The 22044-nt window shown below is 49.0% G+C and carries 11 protein-coding genes; 4 read left to right on the forward strand and 7 right to left on the reverse strand.

Annotation, left to right across the window (positions count from 1 at the left end; genetic code table 11):
- Positions 1-9: 9 nt before the first annotated feature.
- Together ACOJUO_RS18395 and ACOJUO_RS18400 are read right to left on the reverse strand one after the other, a co-directional pair.
- On the reverse strand, positions 10-987 hold the full coding sequence (locus ACOJUO_RS18395; RefSeq protein ID WP_422137753.1) for an MDR family oxidoreductase: 978 nt from the start codon (positions 985-987) through the stop codon (positions 10-12).
- Positions 988-1064: 77 nt separating this feature from the next.
- The gene (locus ACOJUO_RS18400; protein ID WP_422133398.1) at positions 1065-1937 is read right to left on the reverse strand and encodes a LysR family transcriptional regulator; all 873 of its coding nucleotides are present in this window, start codon (positions 1935-1937) and stop codon (positions 1065-1067) included.
- A gap of 135 nt (positions 1938-2072) precedes the next feature.
- Between ACOJUO_RS18400 and leuC the strand changes: the two genes are divergently transcribed.
- The 4 genes from leuC (at position 2073) to asd (ending at position 6583) form a co-directional block, all read left to right on the forward strand.
- The gene (gene leuC / locus ACOJUO_RS18405; RefSeq protein WP_422137099.1) at positions 2073-3488 is read left to right on the forward strand and encodes a 3-isopropylmalate dehydratase large subunit; all 1416 of its coding nucleotides are present in this window, start codon (positions 2073-2075) and stop codon (positions 3486-3488) included.
- A gap of 6 nt (positions 3489-3494) precedes the next feature.
- Positions 3495-4142, forward strand: a complete 648-nt coding sequence (gene leuD, locus ACOJUO_RS18410; RefSeq protein ID WP_422133399.1) for a 3-isopropylmalate dehydratase small subunit — start codon at positions 3495-3497, stop codon at positions 4140-4142.
- Between the two features lie 220 nt (positions 4143-4362).
- Entirely contained in the window at positions 4363-5442 is a 1080-nt protein-coding gene (gene leuB, locus ACOJUO_RS18415; protein ID WP_422133400.1) for a 3-isopropylmalate dehydrogenase, read from the forward strand.
- 19 nt (positions 5443-5461) lie between these two features.
- The gene (gene asd, locus ACOJUO_RS18420; protein ID WP_422133401.1) at positions 5462-6583 is read left to right on the forward strand and encodes an aspartate-semialdehyde dehydrogenase; all 1122 of its coding nucleotides are present in this window, start codon (positions 5462-5464) and stop codon (positions 6581-6583) included.
- Between the two features lie 439 nt (positions 6584-7022).
- On the opposite strand, the gene ACOJUO_RS18425 is transcribed toward asd, so the two are convergent.
- From ACOJUO_RS18425 to ACOJUO_RS18445, 5 genes are all read right to left on the reverse strand, one after another.
- Complete coding sequence (locus ACOJUO_RS18425) at positions 7023-7256, reverse strand: hypothetical protein (protein WP_422133402.1); 234 nt, start codon at positions 7254-7256, stop codon at positions 7023-7025.
- A 15-nt stretch (positions 7257-7271) separates the two neighbouring features.
- Entirely contained in the window at positions 7272-9467 is a 2196-nt protein-coding gene (locus tag ACOJUO_RS18430) for a hypothetical protein (protein WP_422137754.1), read from the reverse strand.
- A 330-nt stretch (positions 9468-9797) separates the two neighbouring features.
- Positions 9798-11852, reverse strand: coding sequence for a hypothetical protein (locus ACOJUO_RS18435; protein ID WP_422137755.1), 2055 nt, complete (start codon positions 11850-11852; stop codon positions 9798-9800).
- Positions 11853-11995: 143 nt separating this feature from the next.
- Positions 11996-13372, reverse strand: coding sequence for an exodeoxyribonuclease VII large subunit (gene xseA, locus ACOJUO_RS18440; protein ID WP_422137756.1), 1377 nt, complete (start codon positions 13370-13372; stop codon positions 11996-11998).
- 366 nt (positions 13373-13738) lie between these two features.
- Complete coding sequence (locus tag ACOJUO_RS18445) at positions 13739-22015, reverse strand: hypothetical protein (RefSeq protein WP_422137757.1); 8277 nt, start codon at positions 22013-22015, stop codon at positions 13739-13741.
- Between the last annotated feature and the right edge of the window lie 29 nt (positions 22016-22044).

Raw genomic sequence — 22044 nt, forward strand, 5'->3', positions numbered from 1 at the left:
AAGAACGGGTTAGATTTTCACGATCACACGACCGGTCACCTGACCCACCGTGATGGCTTCAGCGTACTCAGCAATTTCTTCCAGTGTCACTTCCTGACAGGCAGAGTTGTAAAAATCAGCAGGTAACAGGTCCACCAGTCGCTCCCAGGCCTGAGTACGTTTTTCTGTTGGACACATCACAGAGTCGACGCCCTGGAGGTTTACGCCCCTCAAGATGAATGGCATCACCGTAGTCGGAAGGTCAAAACCTCCTGCCAGTCCACAGGCTGCAACGGCACCGCCATAGTTCATTTCTGAGAGAACCCTGGCGAGCAGCTTGCTGCCAACCGTATCAATTGCACCCGCCCACATTTGTTTATCCAGCGGGCGGGCTGGCTCCTCAAAACGGCTTCTTGGCAGGATCAGTTTGGCTCCCAGGTTGACCAGCATGCCGGAGTTTTCCGGACGACCTGATACAGCGACAACATCGTAATGCAATTTTGCCAGCAGGGCGACAGAAGTACTGCCCACGCCACCACTGGCACCGGTGACCAGAATTTCACCTTTTTCAGGTGTGACACCTGAGTGTTCCAGAGCCATTACGCACAACATTGCTGTCAGACCTGCTGTGCCGATCATCATGGCTTTCTGGCTGTTGAGTCCCTTTGGCATTTTTACCAGTTGACTGGCTTTGACCCTGGCTCTTTCAGACATACCACCCCAGTGGTTTTCACCCACGCCCCAGCCGGTGAGGATAACTTTGTCACCTTCTGAAAATTCAGGATTGTCAGAATCAATGACTGTACCCGCAAAATCAATGCCCGGTACCATGGGAAAGTTGCGGATAATCTTGCCCTTGCCAGTGATGGCCAGACCGTCCTTATAGTTCAGCGAGGAATATTCGACGGCTACCGTGACCTCCCCTTCGGGTAAACGACTGTCGTCCAGTTCCCGGACAGAAGATACAGTGGCTTGGCCTTCCTGCTCCAGCAACAGCGCCTTGAACATACAACACTCCGTCAGTTCTGTGAAAGGTAGTGAAATCGATAGTGGAATTATAGGGACAAGTTGGCGAATAACAATGATCAGCCGGTTTCCTGATTCAGAAGGTCCAGAAGCGCATTGGCCGCATTCGACAGGGTTCGCTCTTTGTGGATGATATACCCCAACTTTCTTGAAGGCGTATGGCATTGTGTGTTCAATGCAATGAGATCGTCGTCCAGCATCGAGGCGGGCAAAATGGTCCATGCCAGGCCGATGGAAGCCAGCATACGGATTGTTTCGAGGTAATTGGAAGACATGGTGGTTTGCAAAGACAGACCTTCTTCTTCAAACAGTGTGCGAACCAGCCGGTGAGTGAATGTGTTTGAGCTTGGCAGAATTGCCTGATGTTCACTTAACTGCTGGGTGGTGACTTTTTTCAGGCTGGATAAGGGGTGGTCTCTGGCCGCCATAAAAATCAGCGGGTCATTCCAGACCAGACGGGATTCAAATCGATCCGGGTTGTCAGGAGAGAGTGTTACGATACCGAATTCAATTTCACCACGACTCAGCATTTCATAAGCCACCTCCGAATCCACAAAGCGAATGTCGAGCTTGACATCCGGGTAGCGGCGGGAGTATTCCCTCAAGATGTCAGGGAGCCTGCGTAAGCCTATATGGTGACTGGTGGCTATGGCCAGAGTCCCTTTTACCTGAGTCTTCAGGTTACTGATTTCCTGACGGGAGTCCTTCATCAAGTCCAGCATTTGTCTGGCTTTGGGCATAAGGATGCGTCCAGCTTCGTTCAAATTGATCTGTCGACCCATGCGATCAAATAACTGGGTGCCTAATTGGCTCTCAAGCGAAGCAATGCGCTTGCTGACGGCCGGCTGGGTTAAATGCAGCTTTTCTGCCGCCTGGGAGAAAGACTTGCACTCAGCAACGGTCAGAAATGCGGTGAGGCTGGGTATATCCATGGTTCAGTTTTTTGTAAGGGGTAAATGATTGATAACTTATAGTTATTAATAGCATGAAAAAGATGAATTTGAGTAATCTGTTCTGTCGTTCTAGGATACCCATAAAACGGAAACGCTGTAATGAGGATTCAACCAATGGCAGGTAAGACGCTCTATGACAAGTTGTGGGACAACCACCTTGTTCGTCAACGAGACGATGGTTCGTCTTTGATCTACATTGATCGACAGCTACTTCATGAAGTCACCTCTCCCCAGGCGTTTGAAGGTCTGCGTCTTGCTGGCCGCCGACCCTGGCGAATTGATGCCAACCTGGCAACGCCTGATCATAATGTGCCAACTACCGTTAATGAGCGCAAAACCGGCATTGATGGTATCGAAGATCCTATCTCGAAAATTCAGGTTAAAACGCTGGATGATAATTGCCACGATTTCGATATCGTCCAGTTCGATATGATGGATACCCGCCAGGGGATTGTCCATGTTGTGGGTCCTGAACAGGGCGCAACTCTGCCAGGTATGACCGTAGTCTGTGGTGATTCCCATACCTCTACTCACGGTGCTTTCGGCGCGCTGGCCCATGGTATTGGTACCTCCGAAGTCGAACACGTCATGGCTACCCAGTGCCTGGTTGCCAAGAAAATGAAAAACATGCTGGTGCGTGTTGATGGCGAGCTGGGTTTGGGTGTTACGCCGAAAGACGTGGTTCTGGCCATTATTGGCAAGATCGGAACCGCTGGTGGTACCGGCTTTGCTGTCGAATTTGGTGGCGACGTTCTGCGAGCCATGAGTATGGAAGGTCGAATGACTGTCTGCAATATGGCTATTGAAGCAGGTGCCCGTGCAGGTATGGTTGCGGTCGATCAGACCACGGTCGATTATGTAAAAGGTCGTCCTTTTGCACCCAAAGGTGAGCTCTGGAACAAGGCGGTAGAGGCCTGGTCCGATCTGCACTCTGATGCTGATGCTGTTTTTGATGAAGTGGTTGTTTTAAAAGGTGAAGACATCAAACCTCAGGTGACCTGGGGTACCTCACCTGAAATGGTTCTGCCTGTGGATGCTAATGTACCGTCCCCGGCAGATGCGGAAGGTTATGCAAGAGCCCTCGAGTACATGGGGCTGACAGCAGGCATGCCGATCACGGATATCCCTGTTGATCGTGTTTTCATTGGTTCCTGTACTAACTCCAGAATTGAAGACCTCAGAGAGGCGGCTGCTGTCGTAAAAGGTCGAAAGGTAGCTGACACCGTTAAGGAAGCTCTGGTTGTCCCGGGCTCGGGTCTGGTAAAAGAACAGGCAGAAAATGAAGGGTTGGACAAAATCTTTGAAGCGGCCGGTCTGCAATGGCGTGAGCCGGGCTGCTCCATGTGTCTGGCCATGAATGCCGACAAACTGGGTGCCGGTGAGCATTGCGCATCCACTTCAAACCGCAATTTTGAAGGTCGTCAGGGTTTTGGTGGTCGAACCCATCTGGTAAGCCCGGCTATGGCCGCAGCGGCTGCGGTAACCGGCCATTTTGTTGATGTGCGTCAGATGATGGGGCAGGGGGCTTAAGACACCATGAAGGCATTTACTATTCATAAAGGTTTGGTAGCACCTCTTGATCGTGCCAATGTTGATACCGACATGATCATTCCCAAGCAGTTTCTCAAGTCCATCAAGCGCAGTGGCTTTGGTCCCAATCTGTTTGATGAGTTGCGCTACCTTGATGAGGGCCAGCCCGGCCAGGATTGTTCAAAGCGTCCGGTGAATCCTGACTTTGTGCTGAATCAGGATCGTTATCAGGGGGCATCGGTACTGATCGCCCGTCAAAACTTTGGTTGTGGCTCCAGTCGGGAGCACGCTCCATGGGCTCTGGATGATTTTGGTTTTCGCTGCGTCATTGCGCCGAGCTTTGCTGATATTTTTTACAACAACTGTTTCAAAAATGGCATTCTGCCGATCACTCTCTCGGAAGAGGCTGTTGACGAGCTGTTCAGTGAAATTGATGCGCAGGAAGGCTATCAGCTGAACGTGGATCTGGAACGTGAAAAAGTGATCAAGCCTGATGGCAGTGAACTCAGCTTTTCGATTGATGAGTTCAGACGTCACTGTCTGCTCAATGGTCTGGACGACATAGGTCTGACATTGCAGGACGCTGATGCGATCAAAGCCTTTGAAGGGCGCCATCGCAACAGTCAGCCCTGGCTTTTTGATGCTATTCATTAAATTTTGCCAGTTTAACAAATAACAAAGTAAGTCGACTCTTGCTCCCATACATCAGAGGCTATTGCAAAGCTCTCACTCCCGCGCCGGGGTCCAAAGGGCCTGAGAGCGTGGGAATCAGCTTTTTGTGACAGCCGCCGGAGCCCTGGGGGAGTTTTTCAACAGCCTGCCCAGTGTCAAATCGAGCTTACAAAACACTGTTTTTAATGAGAGGTAAAGGGAAGTGAGTAAACAGATTTTATGCCTGCCCGGTGACGGCATTGGCCCTGAGATTGTGGCAGAAGCGCTGAAAGTTCTGGATGTCGTTAAAACCCGCTTTGGGTTGGCTATTGAAATCAGTGAAGGTCTGGTGGGTGGTGCTTCGCTGGATGTTCATGGTGTTCCCCTGACCGACGAGACTCTGGCCGAAGCGAAAAAATCTGACGCGATTCTCTTTGGTTCTGTGGGTGGTCCCAAGTGGGATGACCAGCCGATGATGAACCGTCCTGAGCGTGGACTGCTGAAGCTGCGTTCCGAAATGGGACTGTTCGCCAATCTGCGACCAGCAATGCTGTTTCCCCAGTTGGCAGAAGCATCCAGTCTCAAGCACGAACGGGTGGCGGGTCTGGATATTCTGATCGTCCGTGAACTGACCGGTGGTATCTACTTTGGTGAGCCAAGAGGTGTTCGTACCCTCGAGAGCGGAGAGCGGGAAGGTTACAACACCTATGTCTACCGTGAATCTGAAATCAAGCGTATTGCCAAAGTGGCTTTTGAAGCGGCTCAAAAGCGTGGTGGTCGACTGACATCGGTTGATAAATCCAATGTGCTTGAAGTGACCGCTCTCTGGCGTGAAATAGTGTCAGATATGGGCTCTGACTACACCGATGTGGAACTGAGCCATATGTATGTTGATAATGCGGCAATGCAGCTGGTGCGTGAACCCAAACAGTTTGATGTAATGGTCACCGGCAACATGTTTGGCGACATTCTCAGCGACTGTGCTGCTATGTTGACCGGCTCCATTGGTATGTTGCCATCGGCTTCCCTGAACGAAGCCAACCAGGGGATGTATGAGCCTGTGCATGGTTCTGCCCCGGACATTGCCGGTCAGGGTAAAGCGAACCCGCTGGCTCAGATTCTTTCTCTGGCGATGCTGCTCCGATACTCCCTGGGGGAAATTGCAGCGGCAGATGCGATTGAAAAAGCCGTCAGCGATGTTCTGGATCAGGGACTGCGTACCGGAGATATTGCATCAGCAGGTTGCAAACAGGTAAGCACCTCTGAAATGGGCGATGCCTTAGTGGCTTGTTTGAAGGGTTGAGCATTTAGGGAGGCTAGTTATGAAAAAGGTCGGTTTTGTTGGCTGGCGGGGAATGGTCGGCTCGGTTTTGATGGATCGTATGCGTGAAGAAAACGACTTTGCGAATATTGACCCGGTCTTCTTTACCACTTCCCAGCAGGGTCAGCCTGGTCCACTCGTAGGTCAGGATGCGGGCAGACCTGCTACAGCGCTTCAGGACGCTCACTCAATTGAAGCGCTGGCCGCTATGGATATCATTATTTCCTGTCAGGGTGGCGATTACACCAATAAGGTTATTCAGCCATTGCGTGACAGTGGTTGGCACGGCTACTGGATTGATGCCGCTTCTTCTCTGAGGATGAAGGACGACAGTGTTATTGTTTTGGATCCGGTCAATCGTCCTGTTATCGATCGGGCCATTGATGCCGGTGTCAGGAATTTTATCGGTGGTAACTGTACTGTCAGCCTGATGCTGATGGCCATTGGTGGTCTGTTTCGTGAGGGGCTGGTGGACTGGGTCAGCGCCATGACTTATCAGGCTGCCAGTGGCGCCGGTGCCCGAAACATGCGTGAATTGATCGCTCAGATGGGTGTGATTCGCGATAACGTTGCCCGGGAGCTGGCCGATCCAGCCAGTGCCATTCTTGATATTGATCGTAAGACATCTGATCTGCTGCGCAGCTCGGATTTACCACAAAGTGAGTTCGGGGTGCCTCTGGCAGGCAGTCTGATCCCTTACATTGATCGTCAACTGGAGAACGGGCAGAGCCGTGAGGAGTGGAAAGCTCAGGCAGAGACCAATAAGATTCTCGGTCTGGACGGTCAGGCTCTGGTGCCGGTTGATGGTGTCTGTGTTCGTGTCGGTGCCATGCGTTGCCACAGTCAGGCGTTGACCATCAAGCTGAACAAAAATGTGCCAATAGCTGATATCGAAAGCCTTGTTGCCAATGCCAACGATTGGGTTTCTCTGATTCCCAATGATCGTGAGGTGACCATGGAGAAGCTGACACCGGCAGCGGTGACCGGCAGTCTGGATATTCCCGTGGGTCGTATTCGCAAATTGAATATGGGTCCTGAATATCTGTCTGCCTTTACGGTAGGTGACCAGTTGTTGTGGGGGGCTGCAGAGCCTCTGCGTCGGATGTTGGGAATTTTGCTCTGATCCTTCTGGCCAGCCAGTTTTCTGGCTGGCGATCTGCTAAATGTCTGAGTTGAGCTACTTGGTGGGGTCCTTCTGTTGCCCAGGGTTTCGGCGAAACTCTTCAAGAATTTCGGGTAGCACTTCTCCAGGAGGCTTATATGGTCCGCCCGTAGCGAGAACGGGCACCATTCCAGGTCAGCCTTCCGGTTTAAAGAGTTGAAGGATAGATCAAGATAATAAGAGTGTTTTTGTGTCTTCTTCACTAAGAGCCTGACCGAGAATAGACTGCCCTACTGCGGCGGCAGCAAATTGGTCTGAAAATCCGCTTTTGTTCGTCAAATAGCTCGCTATTCTCCTCACAAAACCGAATTTTCATCCTCAATTTTCTGTCGTCCTCGCTACGGGCGCTATTCTCGGTCAGGCTCCTAAGAGGGTGTCGCAAAACTTCAACAGCTCGTTCTCACGCTCTGAAGTCGTCATTCCCGCGAAGGCGGGAATCCAGCGCCAACGGTGGATCTCTGCCTTCTCGGGGATGACAAGGCCAGGGGGACACCGGGCAGTATGGTTCTGGTGGAGAGTCAGTGTGGATTCCCGCCTTCGCGGGAATGACGAGAATGAAGCCGGCAATGACGGGAGTCAGCGCGTTCCCACGCCGGAGAGAGTTTTGCGACACCCTCTGAAGGGCGGGTGTCATTTCAAGGAGGTGATTTCAAGGAGTTAGGTCATTGTTCCGGTTTACATCAGCAAGCTTGTGTTTTCGATGTATTCTTTTATGATTCGTCAAGTCAAAAGCGTTCTTGCAGACCGTCCCGCATGGTCTCTGCAGACCACCCTCTGAGACCACTGTCATATCGCAGGTTTGTGGTTCGCTATGGTCTTTCCTTTTGTGGTTCGACAGGGCTTTGGCATTATCGAAGAGCTTTTCGCATGGCCATGGTCGGCCATCCTTACCGACTTGTGTCAGGTTGCAGGTTTTTGGTCCGGTATGGTATGTGCTTTTGTGAATAGACAGGCTTGAAGCACTTTTACACACCGACCCGCATGGCCGCCGCTGCCCATCCTTCCCAATGACAGTTTCCTTACAGGTTTGTTGCCTGGTGTGATCTCTTCTTATGTGATCACTCAGGTCCTGAGAATTCTTGTAGGTCTTGCCGCATGGCTGCTGCTGGCCATCCTCTCCGGCCACGGCCACGGCCACGGCCACGCCACAGATTCGTTTCCCGCTGTGGAATCTGCTTTTGTGACTCGACAGTTTTTGAGCGTTTCTGCAGACTACCCCGCATAGTCGCTTCTGGCCATCTTTCTCAACTAGGGTTGCGTCACAGGTTTGTTGTCCAGTATGGAAGGTTCTTTTGTGATCCGCCAGGGCTTTAGAATTTCTGCAGTGCGCCCCGCACCGGCGAGGCTTGCCATCGTCCCCGATCACGTTTACGCCACAGCTTCGTTGCCCGCTATGGTGATTGTTTTTGTGAGCTGACAGGGCTTTAGCATTGCTGCAGACTGCCCCGCATGGCTGCGGCTGACCATTCTTCCCGATCACCATCACGACACAGGTTTTTTGCCCGGTATGGCATCTTTTTTTGTGATCCGACAGGGCACCAATATTTCGGTAGACCATTCCGCATGGTTGTGGCTGGCCATCCTTTCCGACTACTTTTACGTGACAGATTTTTTCCCCGCTATGGCATAAGCTTTTGTGATTCGACAGGGCTTGAAGACTGTTGTAAGACTTTCCGCATGGTCGCTGCTGGCGGTCTTTCCCAACCATGGTCAGGTTACAGGTTTGTTGCCCGGTGTGGACACTTCTTTTGTGATACGCGAGAGCTGCAGCATTCTGGCAGACCGTTCCGCATGGCCCTGGCTGGCTATCCTCCCCGACGAGTGTAACGCCACAGGTTCTTTGTCCGGTATGGTATCTGTTTTTGTGAGACAAAAGTATTTTTTGATTCTTAAAGACCTTCCGGCATTGCCGCAGTTGGCCATCTTCGCCGACTAAGATCACGTTGCAGGTTGCTCGCCGGTCAGATTCAGTTGTACCGGCTGCGGCTGAACCTATTGAGTCTGCGACCCCGTCTGAGGCGACCCCGTCTGAGGCGACCCCGTCTGAGGCGACCCCGTCTGAGGCGACCCCGTCTACAGAGCTGCAACGATAGCAGTGTTTATTGGCCACGTGGGAGCATGAACTTTCTCCGGATGTTTCTTCAGTGTCGTATGTCGAACTTTCTTCAGAATCTGGCTCTATGCTGTCGGATAAGTCGGAAGATTGTCGGAATCGACAAACACCATTACAGGGATAGGTATAACAATTTAAACCCAAAGTATGCAGGTGTTGTTCAGGATCTTCGTCACCGTCGGCAGAGTCAGAAAACAGAAGACTGGTGAAATAGCCTGTGCTGTAAGTGCTGGCTTGTGGAGCACGTCCTGATGATTCCGGTGCTTGATAATAGGGTTGGCCTTGTTCAGAGCCTGGCATCACAGCAGTGATAGCAAGCCGGTAATTTTCACTCGCTTCCTGTTGCTCAGTAGAGTTAAACAGCAGTGAATTGGCGTTCCAATAGCTTTTTAAAAGCCAACCAACGGTGATAACTGCTTCTATAGCTAAGGATGAATAAGGGTTTGAGCTTGGAGAGGCATCTCTGGTGGTCAGAATGAACTCACAAGCAACCAGCAGATTCGTCGCATAAAGCCATGGCCACGAAATCGACTCTACAAGAGTCGCTTTCATTTTTTGACTGTAAGGCACTTGTCGTTTTATATCAGCTGATGAGTCTGGCTCTACATTGCCGTTTGTGTCGACAATGTCTGATGGGTTGCCTGAAAATGTTGGTCGGTTAAGCTTTATAGAAAAGTTATGATCGGGAAAATCTGCATTCTGTTCAACCTCGATAACAAAACGTCTTGCCAACGCTTTAGTCTGGCAGACGACAGAAAACGACAGTAACAGCAGTGCCGCAAAAAGTGAGTGTTTAATAATTCTATCCTTGCCCTGTGGTTTACAGAGAAGAAGGATAGATTAAGAACACAAGAGTGTTTCTTTATCTTTTTCATCAAGAAGGCGTTGTAAAACGCCAACAACCAGGATTTGTGGATCTCAATCACCTGACAGTCTGCTGAACCCTGGCTGAATCGGGCCGTCACCCGTTCACCTTCAGTCAGTTGTCCGGCATCCCGAATAAATTCATCGCCTCTGGCGACAAGGGAATTTTGCGATACCCCCTCAAGGGCGGGTGCCATTTCAAGGATTGAGGTGATTGTTCCGGTTTACATCAACAAGCTGGCGTTTTCGATGTCTTCTTTTATGATTCGACAGGTCAAAAGCACTCTTGCAGACAGTCCCGCATGGTCTCTGCAGACCATCCTCGCCGATCACTGTCACATCGCAGGTCTGTGGTTCGCTGTGGTCTCTTCTTTTGTGGGTCGATAGGGCATAGGAATTATTGAAGAGCTTTCTGCATGGCCATGGTCGGCCATCCACTCCGATGAGTGTTAAGTCGCAAGTTTTTGGTCCGCTATGGTATGTGCTTTTGTGACTCGACAGGCACATAGCATTCTTATACACCGCCCCGCACGGCCGCTGCTGCCCATCCTTCCCAATGACAGTTTCCTTACAGGTTTGTTGCCCGGTGTGATCTTTTCTTATGTGATTCCTCAGGTCCTGATAACTCTTGTAGACCTTTCCGCATGCCTGCTGCTGGCCTTCCTCTCCGGCCATGGTCACTCCACAAGTTCGTTTCCCGCCGTGCATTCTGCATTTGTGATTAGACAGAGTTTGAGCATTCTTGCAGACTGTCCCGCATAGTCGCTTCTGGCCATCTTCCCCAACTAAGGTTGCGTCACAGGTTTGTTGTCCAGTATGGAAGGTTCTTTTGTGATCCGTCAGGGCTTTAGAACTTTTGCAGAGCGTCCTGCATCGGTGAGGCTGGCCATCTTCCCCGATCACGGTTACGTCACAGGTTCGTTGCCTGCTATGGAGAGCGGTTTTGTGAGCTGACAGGGCTTTAGCATTGCTGCAGAGTGTTCCGCATGGCTGCGACCGGCCATTCTTCCCGAGCACCATCATGACACAGGTTTTTTGCCCGGTATGGAATCTACTTTTGTGACTCGACAGGGCACCAACACTTCTGTAGACCATTCCGCATGGTCGTGGCTGGCCATCCTTTCCGACTACTTTTACGCCGCAGGTTTTTTCCCCGCTGTGGTATAAGTTTTTGTGATTCGACAGGGCTTGAAGACTATTGTAGTTTTTTTCGCATGGTTGGTGCTGGCCATCTTGCCCAACTATGGTTTCGTTACAGGTTTGTTGCCTGGTGTGGACGCTTCTCCTGTGATACTTGAGGGCTACAACATTCTGGCAGACCATTCCGCAAGGCCTTGGCTGCCCATCCTCCCCGACTATTGTGACGTAACAGGTTTTTTGCCCGCTATGGTATTGGTTTTTGTGAGACAAAAGTGTTTTTTCATTCTTGTAGACTTTCCGGCATTGCCACAGTTGGCCATCCTCGCCGACTAAGATTACGTTGCAGGTTGCTCGCCCGGTAGTGTCAATTGTACTGGCGGTCCCTGCACCTGTTGAGTCTGCGACCCCGTCTAAGGCGACCCCGTCTACAGGGCCGCAACGATAACAGTGTCTACTGGCCAGGTGGGAGCATGCACTTTTTCCGGATGTTTCTTCAGTGTCGTATGTCGAACTTTCTTCACAACCTGGCTCTACGCTATCGGATGGGTCGGAAGATTGTCGGAATCGACAAACACCATTACAGGGATAGATATAACAATTTAAACCCAAAGTATGCAGGTGTTGTTCAGGACCCTCGTCACCGTCGGCAGAGTCAGAAAACAGGAGACTGGTGAAATAGCCTGTGGTGTAAGTGCTGGTTTGTGGGGCACCCTGGCCTGATGATTCTGATGGTTGATAGGGAGGTGGGCCTTGTTCCGAGCCTGGCATCACGGCGGTGATAGCAAGTCGGTGATTTTGACTCGCCTCTTGTTGCTCAATTGGGTTAAACAGTAGTGAATTGGCATTCCAATAGCTTTTTAAAAGCCAGCCAACAGTGAAAACTGCTTCTACAGCTATGGGTGAATGAGGGTTTGAGCCTGGAGAGGCGTCTCTGGTAGTCAGAATGAGCTCATAAGCAACCAGCAGATTCGTCGCGTAACGCCATGGCCAGGAAATTGACTCTATAAGATTCGCTTGCACTTCCTGACTATCAGGTTTGTGTCGTTTGTCATCAGGTGATGAGTCTGGTCCTACATTGCCGTTTGTGTCTACAGTGACTGATGGGCAGACCACAGAAAACGACAGTAACAGCAGTGCCGCAAAAAGTGATTGTTTAATAATTCTATCCTTGCCCTCTGGTTTACAGAGAAGAAGGATAGATTAAGAAAACAAGAGTGTTTCTTTATCTTTTTCATCAAGAAGGTGTTGCAAAACGCCTACGATTTGTGAATCTTAATCACCTGACAGTCTGCTGAACCCTGGCTGAATCGGGCTGTCACCTGTTCACCTTCAGTCAGTTGTCCGGCATCCCGAATAAATTCATCGCCTCTGGCGACAATGCTGTAGCCTCGAGACAGGGTTGCCAGAGGGCTGACAGCATCCAGCATGCCTGTCAGTTGTTTCAAGCGATTTTCTTTCTGTTTTAAAAGTACCTGCAGAAATGAATCAAGCTGGCTTTTCAGCAGATTCAACTCTCCTTGCAGCCGCTCAATGCGTCTTGAAGGTGAAGACTGTAAAAGCCTGTCGTTTAGCCTTTGATACTTTGCAGCCTGAGCCTGAAGGGCTATGGTCATCGATTGTTGCAGACGAATGTCCAGATCTTTCAGCCGCTGGTTGAGCTCTCTCAGGCGTTCCCCCGGATGACGCAGGCGCAGACTGGTGTTATCAAGCCGCTGGGACAGGGCCTGCAGACGATGCTTCATCAGAGTCTGTAGCTTTCGATTCAGCAGACCGAGCTTATTGAGAATATCCTGTTGGTCCGGACTGAGTACTTCAGCCGCCGCCGATGGCGTCGGTGCCCGGTAATCAGCGACAAAATCAGCAATGGTAAAATCAATTTCATGGCCCACAGCACTGACCACGGGAACTTCAGAAGCCGCTATGGCTCTGGCGACTCTTTCCTCATTGAAAGGCCAGAGGTCTTCCAGTGAACCACCCCCACGACCGACAATCAAAACGTCAAACAACCCACTGCGATTGGCCATTTCAATGCCTCTGACCAGCTCGTCGGCGGCTTCTTTCCCTTGAACCGAACTGGGAATGACTGTGATGGGTATGGAGGGGAAGCGTCTTTTTAATACCGCCAGGATGTCGCGGATAGCCGCGCCTGTTGGAGAGGTCACAACACCAATATGGGAGGGCAGGGCAGGCAGGGGCCTTTTCCGCTCCGCATTGAACAGACCCTCGTTGTCCAGCTTCAGCTTAAGCGCCTCAAAAGCACGTTGAAGAGCACCGGCACCGCCTTCTTCCATGTGATCGACAATCAGCTGGTAGTCGCCCCGGCCCTCATAAAGGCTCACCCGACCCCTGACAATCAGTTGCATGCCTTCAGCCGGAACAAAACGAATGCTGCGATTGCGGTTTTTGAACATCGCACAGCGAATCTGGGCATTGGCATCTTTAAGGGTGAAGTACCAGTGTCCTGATCCGGGTCGGGCAAGGCCGGAAAGTTCGCCTTCCACCCTGACGTTTGCGAAGCGCGTTTCCAGCATTCTCCGGGTTTGGCTGTTCAGCTCTGTTACCGTCAGAGGACGCTGATTGTCTGATTGAGCGGGAGACCCCGGCTCAGCATGAAATAAATTCTGGCCTTGCATGAGAATGTTGATGCTACAGTGTTTGAGAGATGAGATAAGGCTGAACAACAATATACCGGATTATTCCCGAGCAAACTATACACATCATTGATGTCAGGTTGGGTATTTCAGCCACGGGCCTCCTGATACTCTTACTGAGTAGATTATCAACAACTTTTTAAAGACCGAACATTAAGTACCTAACCAGTTGGTTTCGCATATTCTGGACGGCGGCTTTTTCCACCCTTCTGCGTTCCAACTCTGGTTGCGTAGCTATGGCTACGCGCCCGTCGTTGCGCCTTGAAGGATGAAAAAATCCACTCGCCAGAATATGCGAAACCAACTGGCCAGGTACTTATCATTCGGTTTTTAATAAACATCCACATCTCATCCATCGCCATTTCCATGTTCTGATTTATGCAAAAAAAATTCGATTTCGCGTGAGAAAATGTGAAAAAAAGTCACCCAGAAACTAATTTCCAGATTGTATTTTTTGAATGCGGTCCTCACGGCCATCCGGTTATCATCGTACTTAAGCGTTAGATCGGCAGTTGCCAGCAGTGCCAAAAAAACGCTTCTCATTTTTTCATCTTTTTCAATCTTCTGTTTCATGATCCCATTCCAGAACAGATCCCGTTCGTTGTCACAGCTATCATTGAGGGTCTCGTACGCCCAAAAATAATAGTGGATCAGGGCCGACTTTGTGCGATGTTTTTTCAAAAGAACATGACTTATAGCTTCATAATCCGGGTGCGATTTCAGTTGCGGAAGGTTATAAACGTATTCATCAAAACTGGAGTCAGGTTGTGGTGTTTCCCGCAGTGCTTTAAACAGGTTTGTATAGTCATATCGGCTTAGCTCGTAGCTGGCAATAGTCTCTGGTAATTGATCAATATCAGCAGCAGTTGCCTCAGATGATGTATCAGGCGCCTCCGATTTATCCGACAAAAAAGCGTTAACAAGGCTTAAGTAGTTTTTAATATTTTTTGGCCTGTCACCACTTTTGATTTCACTGTCCAGCCAAAAACTATATTGTTTTATTCTTTGGTTAATGGGAAAAAGCCTTGTTTTCTTCAGTGGTTCCAGAAGTATTCGCTCAATACTTTCAGGATCACTTATACTCTGGAATAACGCTTCTTCAACTTCAGGGACATCATTGCTGAACACAAATTGGATGTTATGGTGTATGGGGGTAATCAAAAAATGCTTTGCGATCAGTGTTGGCCAACCAGCCTGGGGGATATGCAAAAGATTAAACCGTTTATCAGTAAAGACTCTGATGGCTGCCTCAACGGCAAAACCTACACCATATAGAGAGCTTGCTAATAGCCCTGGCAAGATGTCCGTGACAATCTTACCCGCTTCAATAAAGATCTTTTCCCCTGGTTTTCTGGCCGATGCGTATTGAATAACAGGCTTATTGTCCAGGTCTGTTTGCCAGGCTTCTGATGTCTCGTCCTGGTAATACTGGTAGTTATCCAGTCGCATAGCCACTAGTGATTCCAGATAACCGGCATAAGGAAAGTTGAGATGGCGTGCTTTCTGGAAATGGGCATGTGCGCTGAGCATAACTCTTTTGTGACCGGTTAATATTATCTGCTGAAAGTCCAAATTTATTTGTGCCTCCAGAAGTGTCAGGCCAGCCAGACAATGAAGCCAGCCTGACATCTCTGATGATTGAGAGTCCATTCTATCTTCATATTCTTCTAACTGCTGTTTTAATTCCTCGTAGCCAGCTTTTCTCGCTTGTTGAATAGCTATAATAAAAATATTTTCGTTTCCAGCTGTGAACATTTTCAAGTGTTCATGATTAAAGACAATATGTTCGATGATTCTTGATTCAATATGACTTGCAATAGTGTTTACTGGCTTATGCCATACAAAGTGTTGAAAACGTGCGAGAAATGTTTCCCAGTCATAGGACTTAATCTGGAGTTTTTTTGCCTTTTCTGCATTTCCACCAATGAGCCTGAGAATATACTCGTGAATCAGAAAAAAGGTGTTGTACCAGTAGGATTCTTTATCGTGGGCAGTCATTTCGGGAAGCAAATGAATTATTTTTTTCAGAAGTCGAAAGTCATGACCAAAATGAAGTGCGGTTGTGCGGGCCTGGATTTCAAAGGGAAGAGCTTTAAGATGAGGGAGATCCGGCTCTGCTTCTGGTGATTCACTAACCAGATAAAAAGCAAGTTCTATAATATCTGCCATTACCCGAATATCAGGATCAGTATCACTAGAGAGCTTGCCCTGAGCTTCTTTCAGGGATACGTACACGTTCGAGTCTGATGCCAGGCCGAAGACTGAATAGTAAATGGTCAACATAGATAAATCCAGATAATCAGAATCCAACAAATCCGGTCGACCAGAAGCGAGGTAGAGAATCAGTCTTAATATTGCTTCCTTATCAGCTTCCGCTTGCAATTTTGCTTCTGCTTCCGCTGCCGCTTTTGTTACTGCTTTCGATTTCGCTGCTACTTTTGCTTTCTCTGCCGCATTCGATTCCGCTACTACTTTTGCTTTCGCTGCCGCTGTCACTGCCGCTTTCGTTTCCGCTATTGCTGTCGCTACCGTTCCCGATTCCTCTGGCGCTCTCCTTTGAGGTTTCTTTTCCACTGTAGCTTCTGCCAGCGCTATCGCTGCTGCTGTCGCTTTTGTATCTGCTAACTCTATGGCTACTGCTGCCGCATTCTCAGCTTCCCTGACTGCCGAAGCCTCTCTCTCTGCCGCAGCCTCTCTCAACGTCGCTATCACTGCCGCAGCTGTTCCCGCTTTCACCAGCGATCGTTCATGCTGTCCGTTACGCATATGTTGGGTAATAGTATATTGTTGGTTCATTCGACTCAAAACAGTATCAACTGAACCATCAGAGCCTTTTATCGGAAGCTGCTCCATAAACTCTCTGAGTATTCGTATGGAAGTTGTTACCCTGCCGGGAATATTGCTTTGCGGGTTTTTCGTATAAGTCTCTGTACCAAAGGCCAGTTTCAGTTCGAAAGGCTTTGGAATCAGTATCAGCCACTTGAGCAATACTCCGATCATAACCATTAGGTTTGAATCCGATTCTAATAAAATCTCAATAGACTGTGACACCCCGGAGAATGCAGAGTAAATGGCTCTGGATGTTGCACTGGACTCTATTTCCATAGCATATTCAAAAAACAGCAAGAGTATCGGGGCATAAGGGAAGCCATGATCACCAGACAATAAAATAGTTTCGTTTATCCTTTTGGCGTTGAGTTTCACTTCCGGGCCAAAGGGTAACTCAATGGTTTTGTTGTCATCTGACATTTTGGCACCCATCATGGCCAGTGCCTTCATAAAATAGTAATAACCGATTCCCAGTCTGTTTGTTAAATGGTTACCATTTCTTATTATTGCCTTTCGGAATGCAGTGATTTGCTTTTCTGCCTGTTGCAAAAATTTCTCCGGGTTGCTCTGAATAAGTCTGAGTTCCTGAATAATATTGTTATCCAGTTGTAATAAATACTGGTTATAAATTTGTTCATCGTATGGTCCTGTTGACGGTCGGATGCCAGGCCTCAGGTCTTTTGGTTGCCTGGCTGCTTTTACGGTTCTTTTTGCTTTTTCAGAATGTGTACCCGTTCCAGACGTTAGTTGCGCCGGAGTGGCGGAAGCCGGAACCTCTTTGATTTGAATAAAGCCTCTTGCAAGCAGCAAAGAGCGGGCAAGAATCCAGTCTTCTATTAAATCGGGTCTGGACTTTTTAATCGCCTTATTACTTATTTGGTCATGATGCCCGTCAAATAGTTCCTTTTCACTCTTGCTGTCTTTGCTTAACGAAGCCTTGAGATAGCTTTCCCAAAAACCCATTTTCCAAAAGGCTATGAATCTGGGTTGATGATATTTGAGCAGTTGTCCGGTTTGCTCAGTATCCATGAATGCTTTCAGGTCAGTCATGGCCAGTACCTGTGGGAAATAAGATATATCCATGTGCTGAGGTTTTTTTTTCAAGGCTCCCTTAATTTGCAGGGCATTGAGGCTATACGACCAAAGTTCACTGTGAATCTGACTGGTTGCAGGCTCTTGTTTTTTCTCCAGTATCAGTATCAGCGACCCGATGGTTTGTTGCAGCTCCCGAGCCCCGGGACGCACTGCTTTCAGGGATGTTAATATCGAGGTGGTATCCGGTTCTCTCAGGGCATTGACAATGGCCTTTACCTCTCTGCCTCTGTCTGACAGGTCTGACTCTTTGGCTAACCCCTGCTCAATCCTGGTCAGGGTTATGGCGTCTGTATCCTGATAGAGCTGCTCCAGAAATCCACCCTTCAATAGACCTTCAACTTTTACCTGGTTGAAGCTTGTCGCTCTGGAAGCCATGCTGCGTAACAGTCGGCTGACAGGTTCCATCTGGGGCCAGCCTGCCGGATGTTGGTTGTGTAATTGCATCGCGATTAATAATTGGTAGGCAAGCGGTATACCGGCGATGGCTGCCGGTAACAGCAGCTTGAAAGCCTTCTCATAGATCTGCAGTATTTCTGATTTTCCAGATGGAAATTTCTGGTTCAGAATGAACAACGCCTGAACCAGTTGCGCATAGGGGAAGTGGTTCTCATAAGCCGCCTGCTCTAAGTCTTTGCGCTGTTGACTGCCCGGGGTATTGGCCAGGTTGATGATGATGACTGGCTGGTCTGTGGATGTATCAGCAGAGGCTCCGGAACAGGCCAGTATTTTCAGGGTTTTTGTTTTTCCGTCCTGCAGTTGCTTTTGCAGTGTATCGGATTCTGTACCGGGCGCAGGGTTTTCTTCAGAGGCTTTGCAATCTTGTGTCTTTGTTGCCCTGTTCAGCTCGTCCGGAAAACTATGATCCATCTCCTTAAGCCAGTTTGATAGTTCTACGGACTGAGACAAGGCTGTTTCGAAATCGATCGTAGTCGGGATTGACTTTTGGGCTGCGGTTTTATTCTTGCTTTTATTTGAGCGCTCAGCAGGATCAGGTGCCACTGCCTCACTGTTATGAGCAACTGCAGAGCATTGATTATCAGGGCTTGCTTCTACTGTGATAGCGTTTTTTTCTGGCACCGTGGCAATGTCGCTTATTTCTTGTTGTTTCTGTTTCTTCTCATGGGAATTGAAAGAAGCATCTTTTGTTATCGCCTCTGCACTTTCGACATAAGTAGCAGTAGAAACTGTTGCATGTTCGTCAATATCACTATTGCTTTCCAGTGCCTTGTCAGGTTGGGGCTTGACATAAGGAAGCAGAAATTCCGGTAACCCGGTTGATTCTGAAGAACGGCTGAGCAGTGACTCATGAATAATCGCCTGAACCTGTTGCTCAGTGTCACTTGTCAGCAAGATTTTTAATATATTTTGAGCATTTTGCCCCCTTCTTTTTGCATCAATGCTTGGGTAGGTTTGATCAAATTGCGTGTCCTGAAGCAGTTTTTCAACCATAGCGGGCAGGCTTGGCATAAGTAGCCTGGAACTCTTGGCAAAAGGTTCTACACGGGTGAAATCGAAATACCCTTGAGGGCCGGCAGAAATATTGATCGATAAGATGCGCCATTTTTTGGTCTTGCAAGCGGCGAATCTTATCGTATTTTCTTTGCCGTTATCGGGAAAGCAATGGATCTTTAAAGTGTGCAGTAACCCTGTGCGCCGCAATTCTTTCGGGCTGGCTAAAGCTATGGTGTGAAAGTTGTTGCGTCTCACGGTAGTGCCAGGCAGGGCGCGTGTCAGCTTTTCCTCAAGGGAGGCCGAAATCTTTTCCAGACTTTGAATATTCTCAACTGCCAGATCAATATTATTGGTAGCAGGTACCTTGCCCAGTTCGGTGGGTTTAAACAATGACGCGAGATGTTGCCATCTGGCTAAACCCCCGTAAACAAGAGCATCTTCAGTATCGGATATAATACTCTCGGCTTCTGCATAGGTTTTTCTAAAAACAGGTGCCAGCACCAGGAGTGCAGGAATCACATAGCGGATATCCTGTTTTTTTACTAAAAATACGCCCTCGGAATAATCTTTTACATGATTATCCAAAGACTGTATTTTGTCGTTTATTGCAGATGTGGAGAGATCAGGGGCTATAAAGGCGATGTATTTACTGGCAGACTCTTCCCAGAAAAAAACCACTGCGCCAAGCACGTTTTTGCTAACGTAAAATGTCCCGTCAGGGTTCTCTGTATCGTCGAACGGGTAACAAACAAGGCGTAATTTATTGTAAAACCTGAACAGGTTCTGTCCGAGATCTCCCAGCATGAATTTATCGGGTGCAATAAACGCCTGTTGTAGCATTTCGCTGGCAGATTGTATGGACGCCGCTTCCAGCAGTGCGCTGGCAGATTTTGTGGATGCCTCCTCTAGCCGTTCGCTGGCAGATTTTATGGCGTTGCACTGGAGCGTTTCCCGGCATAACAAAACATCCTTCTGCCATTGTGGAAACAGTTCCCATAAAGCATTTTCAAGCGTACTGTCTTCCAGCCATTCGTTTTCCTGCTTGTTCAGGTAGGAGCTGATCAGGAAGTGAGTGAACCAGGGGGCGTTGTCACTTTGATGAGACAGTTTTACCGTGTGATTCTCGTGAAACAGGAACATATGGATATTTTCAAGCCCGTCCAGAGGCTCTTGAGGGGTGTGGTCATGGTAGCTATGGGAGAGATATCCCCGACCATCAGTAACAATGACCTGTATAGAATTTTCCAGTGCTTTGGATGCCAGCATCATGTGTTGTTGGTTTTTTGGATCAAAACCCCGGAGCATCTGGTTATATAATGTTTCACTGCCACAGTCGGGTGGTTTGCATAGACGGAGCAGGGTGTCAAATTTTTCCCTGGATGTGATACCAAGCTGTTCTGAAAGAAAGTCCGATCTATGGGCCATTCTTTCAGGCCGAAGTCCGGAGCGCCTGTACAAATAGAATAGATGTTTAAGCAAGGATGCTGAGGGTACTGCGTCTGCTGGTGTGACCGGATGCTTGCCGCCCGGTGGTGGTGGCTCATTGTCGTCAATATTGTTCCTACCGACAGAGCTGGCAGTTCGTTTACTTTTGTTGCCACTTTGTTTGGCTTTTTGTGCAGAGGGATTACTCGGGGAGGACTGAGATTCAGGCGGTCCATTATTCCCCTGGACACCAGAAGCTGCCACTATGTCTGATGTAAACCCCATAGAGGGGAGTGACACATCTGGCTGATGAGGGATGGCAGGAGGATGAAAACCCTCGAATGCGTTGCTTGTTTGGGGCACCAAAGCCAGTGGGTTTCCGTCTGTTTGACGGGTAAAATAAGGTGATACACGATCGGAAAAGTGTGAGTGGACAGGGTGCCCCGGAAACTCCCGGTTTAAATAGGTCAGCACATTGTTCAGTAACTCAGGCCGCCGTTTAACAAATTGGTAAAGTGAACCGGGGTCGCTCTGAATTTGCTCCCTTACCCGGGCACTGAGGCTTTTGGGGATGGGTGATATGAACCCTGAGAGAATTCCCCGCCATTGATAGAGATTAAAGGGCGTACTGGTCACCGTGCTCATAAGCAGGGCGGCCAGGTTAAGGTGCTCACTTTCTACCAGGGTGCCAATTTCAGGTCCGTCCCAACCGGCGTAATGATCCTCGACATTATAAGGGGCATCAGCGAACCGCATCAGCAGCACCGGGTCACCTGCTCCCCAGAAATGGTATTTCCGATGTCTGTCGTTGCGGGCGATGAATAAAGAAGATCTTGACCAGGCTGGACAGGTATCATTGCCAGGCGATACTTTTTCCAGTGCCCAGAGGTTAAAGTACTTCCCGTTCATGAGTGCCGGGCTGGGTTCTACCGCAGTCTCGGGAATACCCGGTTGGTAAAGCCAGCTTTGATCCGACCATTGATAAAGCCAGTGATTATTCTGGCAGGCGTGAATTTTTTCTTTGTCAGTTGTCTTGCTTTTATTGGATTCTCCAAACAACTTATTGTGGGAAGAGAGACAGTGAATAGCCTGATTGACCCGCTTGATATAGCCACTGTCTAAAGCGGTTTGCCCGTCAGTGCTGATGATGTCTTTTTTAGCCAGTTCGGGCAATAGCCAGGGTTTTGCGTGGTTCAGCGGGAAGTCAATAAGAACGCTCTGACACTTTTTATGCTCTGTAAGCGGATTAGTCTGGCAGATAATGGCCTGCAGGCGATTCTGCTGACTTTCCCGCCAGGGACGCAGGAAAAGGGTACTGGTATGGGTGTCGTTTAGTAGTTTCCAAAGCGACAGCCAGGCAGACAGAGAATCACCCTCGACGGCCTGAGTCTCTGACGATGATGTCGAGGGTGAAGCCGTAATCTGCCATACAGGATGATTTTCGATGCAAGTGGTTTGCACTGATAAGCGGCTTTTCAGCAAAGAGTGATCGATCATCACCGGATGAAGATTGCAATCGGGGGCATCACCAAAAGCCCGGGACAGTGAGGGGAAGCCGCGACTGAAAGAAGGGTAGGGTATGATTGAAGGCGGAAGCAGTTTTGCAAACAGGAACCCGGGCAGATGACTCAACCATTGATTCCTGAAAAAAAGGGACAGTTTTTTGGGGGTGCCAACGTCGTGTATTACGTGATAATGGTTACCCAGCTTGAGGTGAAAGTTATTGGCTTTAAATCCGGCGTAGAGACCCAAAAAGCGGATTTCTGGTGCCTTGTATCCGGGTTCACTCTGGTGGCCGGAGGCATGACCTGTTTGTACGTTCATTGCAATCATGAACAGCAGCGAAACAAAGA

This window comes from Endozoicomonas sp. ALC020 (genome assembly GCF_049275935.1).
In the GTDB taxonomy this organism is placed as follows: Bacteria; Pseudomonadota; Gammaproteobacteria; order Pseudomonadales; family Endozoicomonadaceae; genus Endozoicomonas_A.

What these genes read in the sequence shown, in the direction of transcription:
- leuD (WP_422133399.1), top strand. Translation starts at nt 3,495, where the DNA reads ATGAAGGCATTTACTATTCATAAAGGTTTGGTAGCACCTCTTGATCGT.
- ACOJUO_RS18425 (WP_422133402.1), bottom strand. Translation starts at nt 7,256, where the DNA reads ATGACACCCGCCCTTCAGAGGGTGTCGCAAAACTCTCTCCGGCGTGGG.
- xseA (WP_422137756.1), bottom strand. Translation starts at nt 13,372, where the DNA reads ATGCAAGGCCAGAATTTATTTCATGCTGAGCCGGGGTCTCCCGCTCAA.
- asd (WP_422133401.1), top strand. Translation starts at nt 5,462, where the DNA reads ATGAAAAAGGTCGGTTTTGTTGGCTGGCGGGGAATGGTCGGCTCGGTT.
- ACOJUO_RS18445 (WP_422137757.1), bottom strand. Translation starts at nt 22,015, where the DNA reads ATGAACGTACAAACAGGTCATGCCTCCGGCCACCAGAGTGAACCCGGA.
- ACOJUO_RS18395 (WP_422137753.1), bottom strand. Translation starts at nt 987, where the DNA reads ATGTTCAAGGCGCTGTTGCTGGAGCAGGAAGGCCAAGCCACTGTATCT.
- ACOJUO_RS18400 (WP_422133398.1), bottom strand. Translation starts at nt 1,937, where the DNA reads ATGGATATACCCAGCCTCACCGCATTTCTGACCGTTGCTGAGTGCAAG.
- leuC (WP_422137099.1), top strand. Translation starts at nt 2,073, where the DNA reads ATGGCAGGTAAGACGCTCTATGACAAGTTGTGGGACAACCACCTTGTT.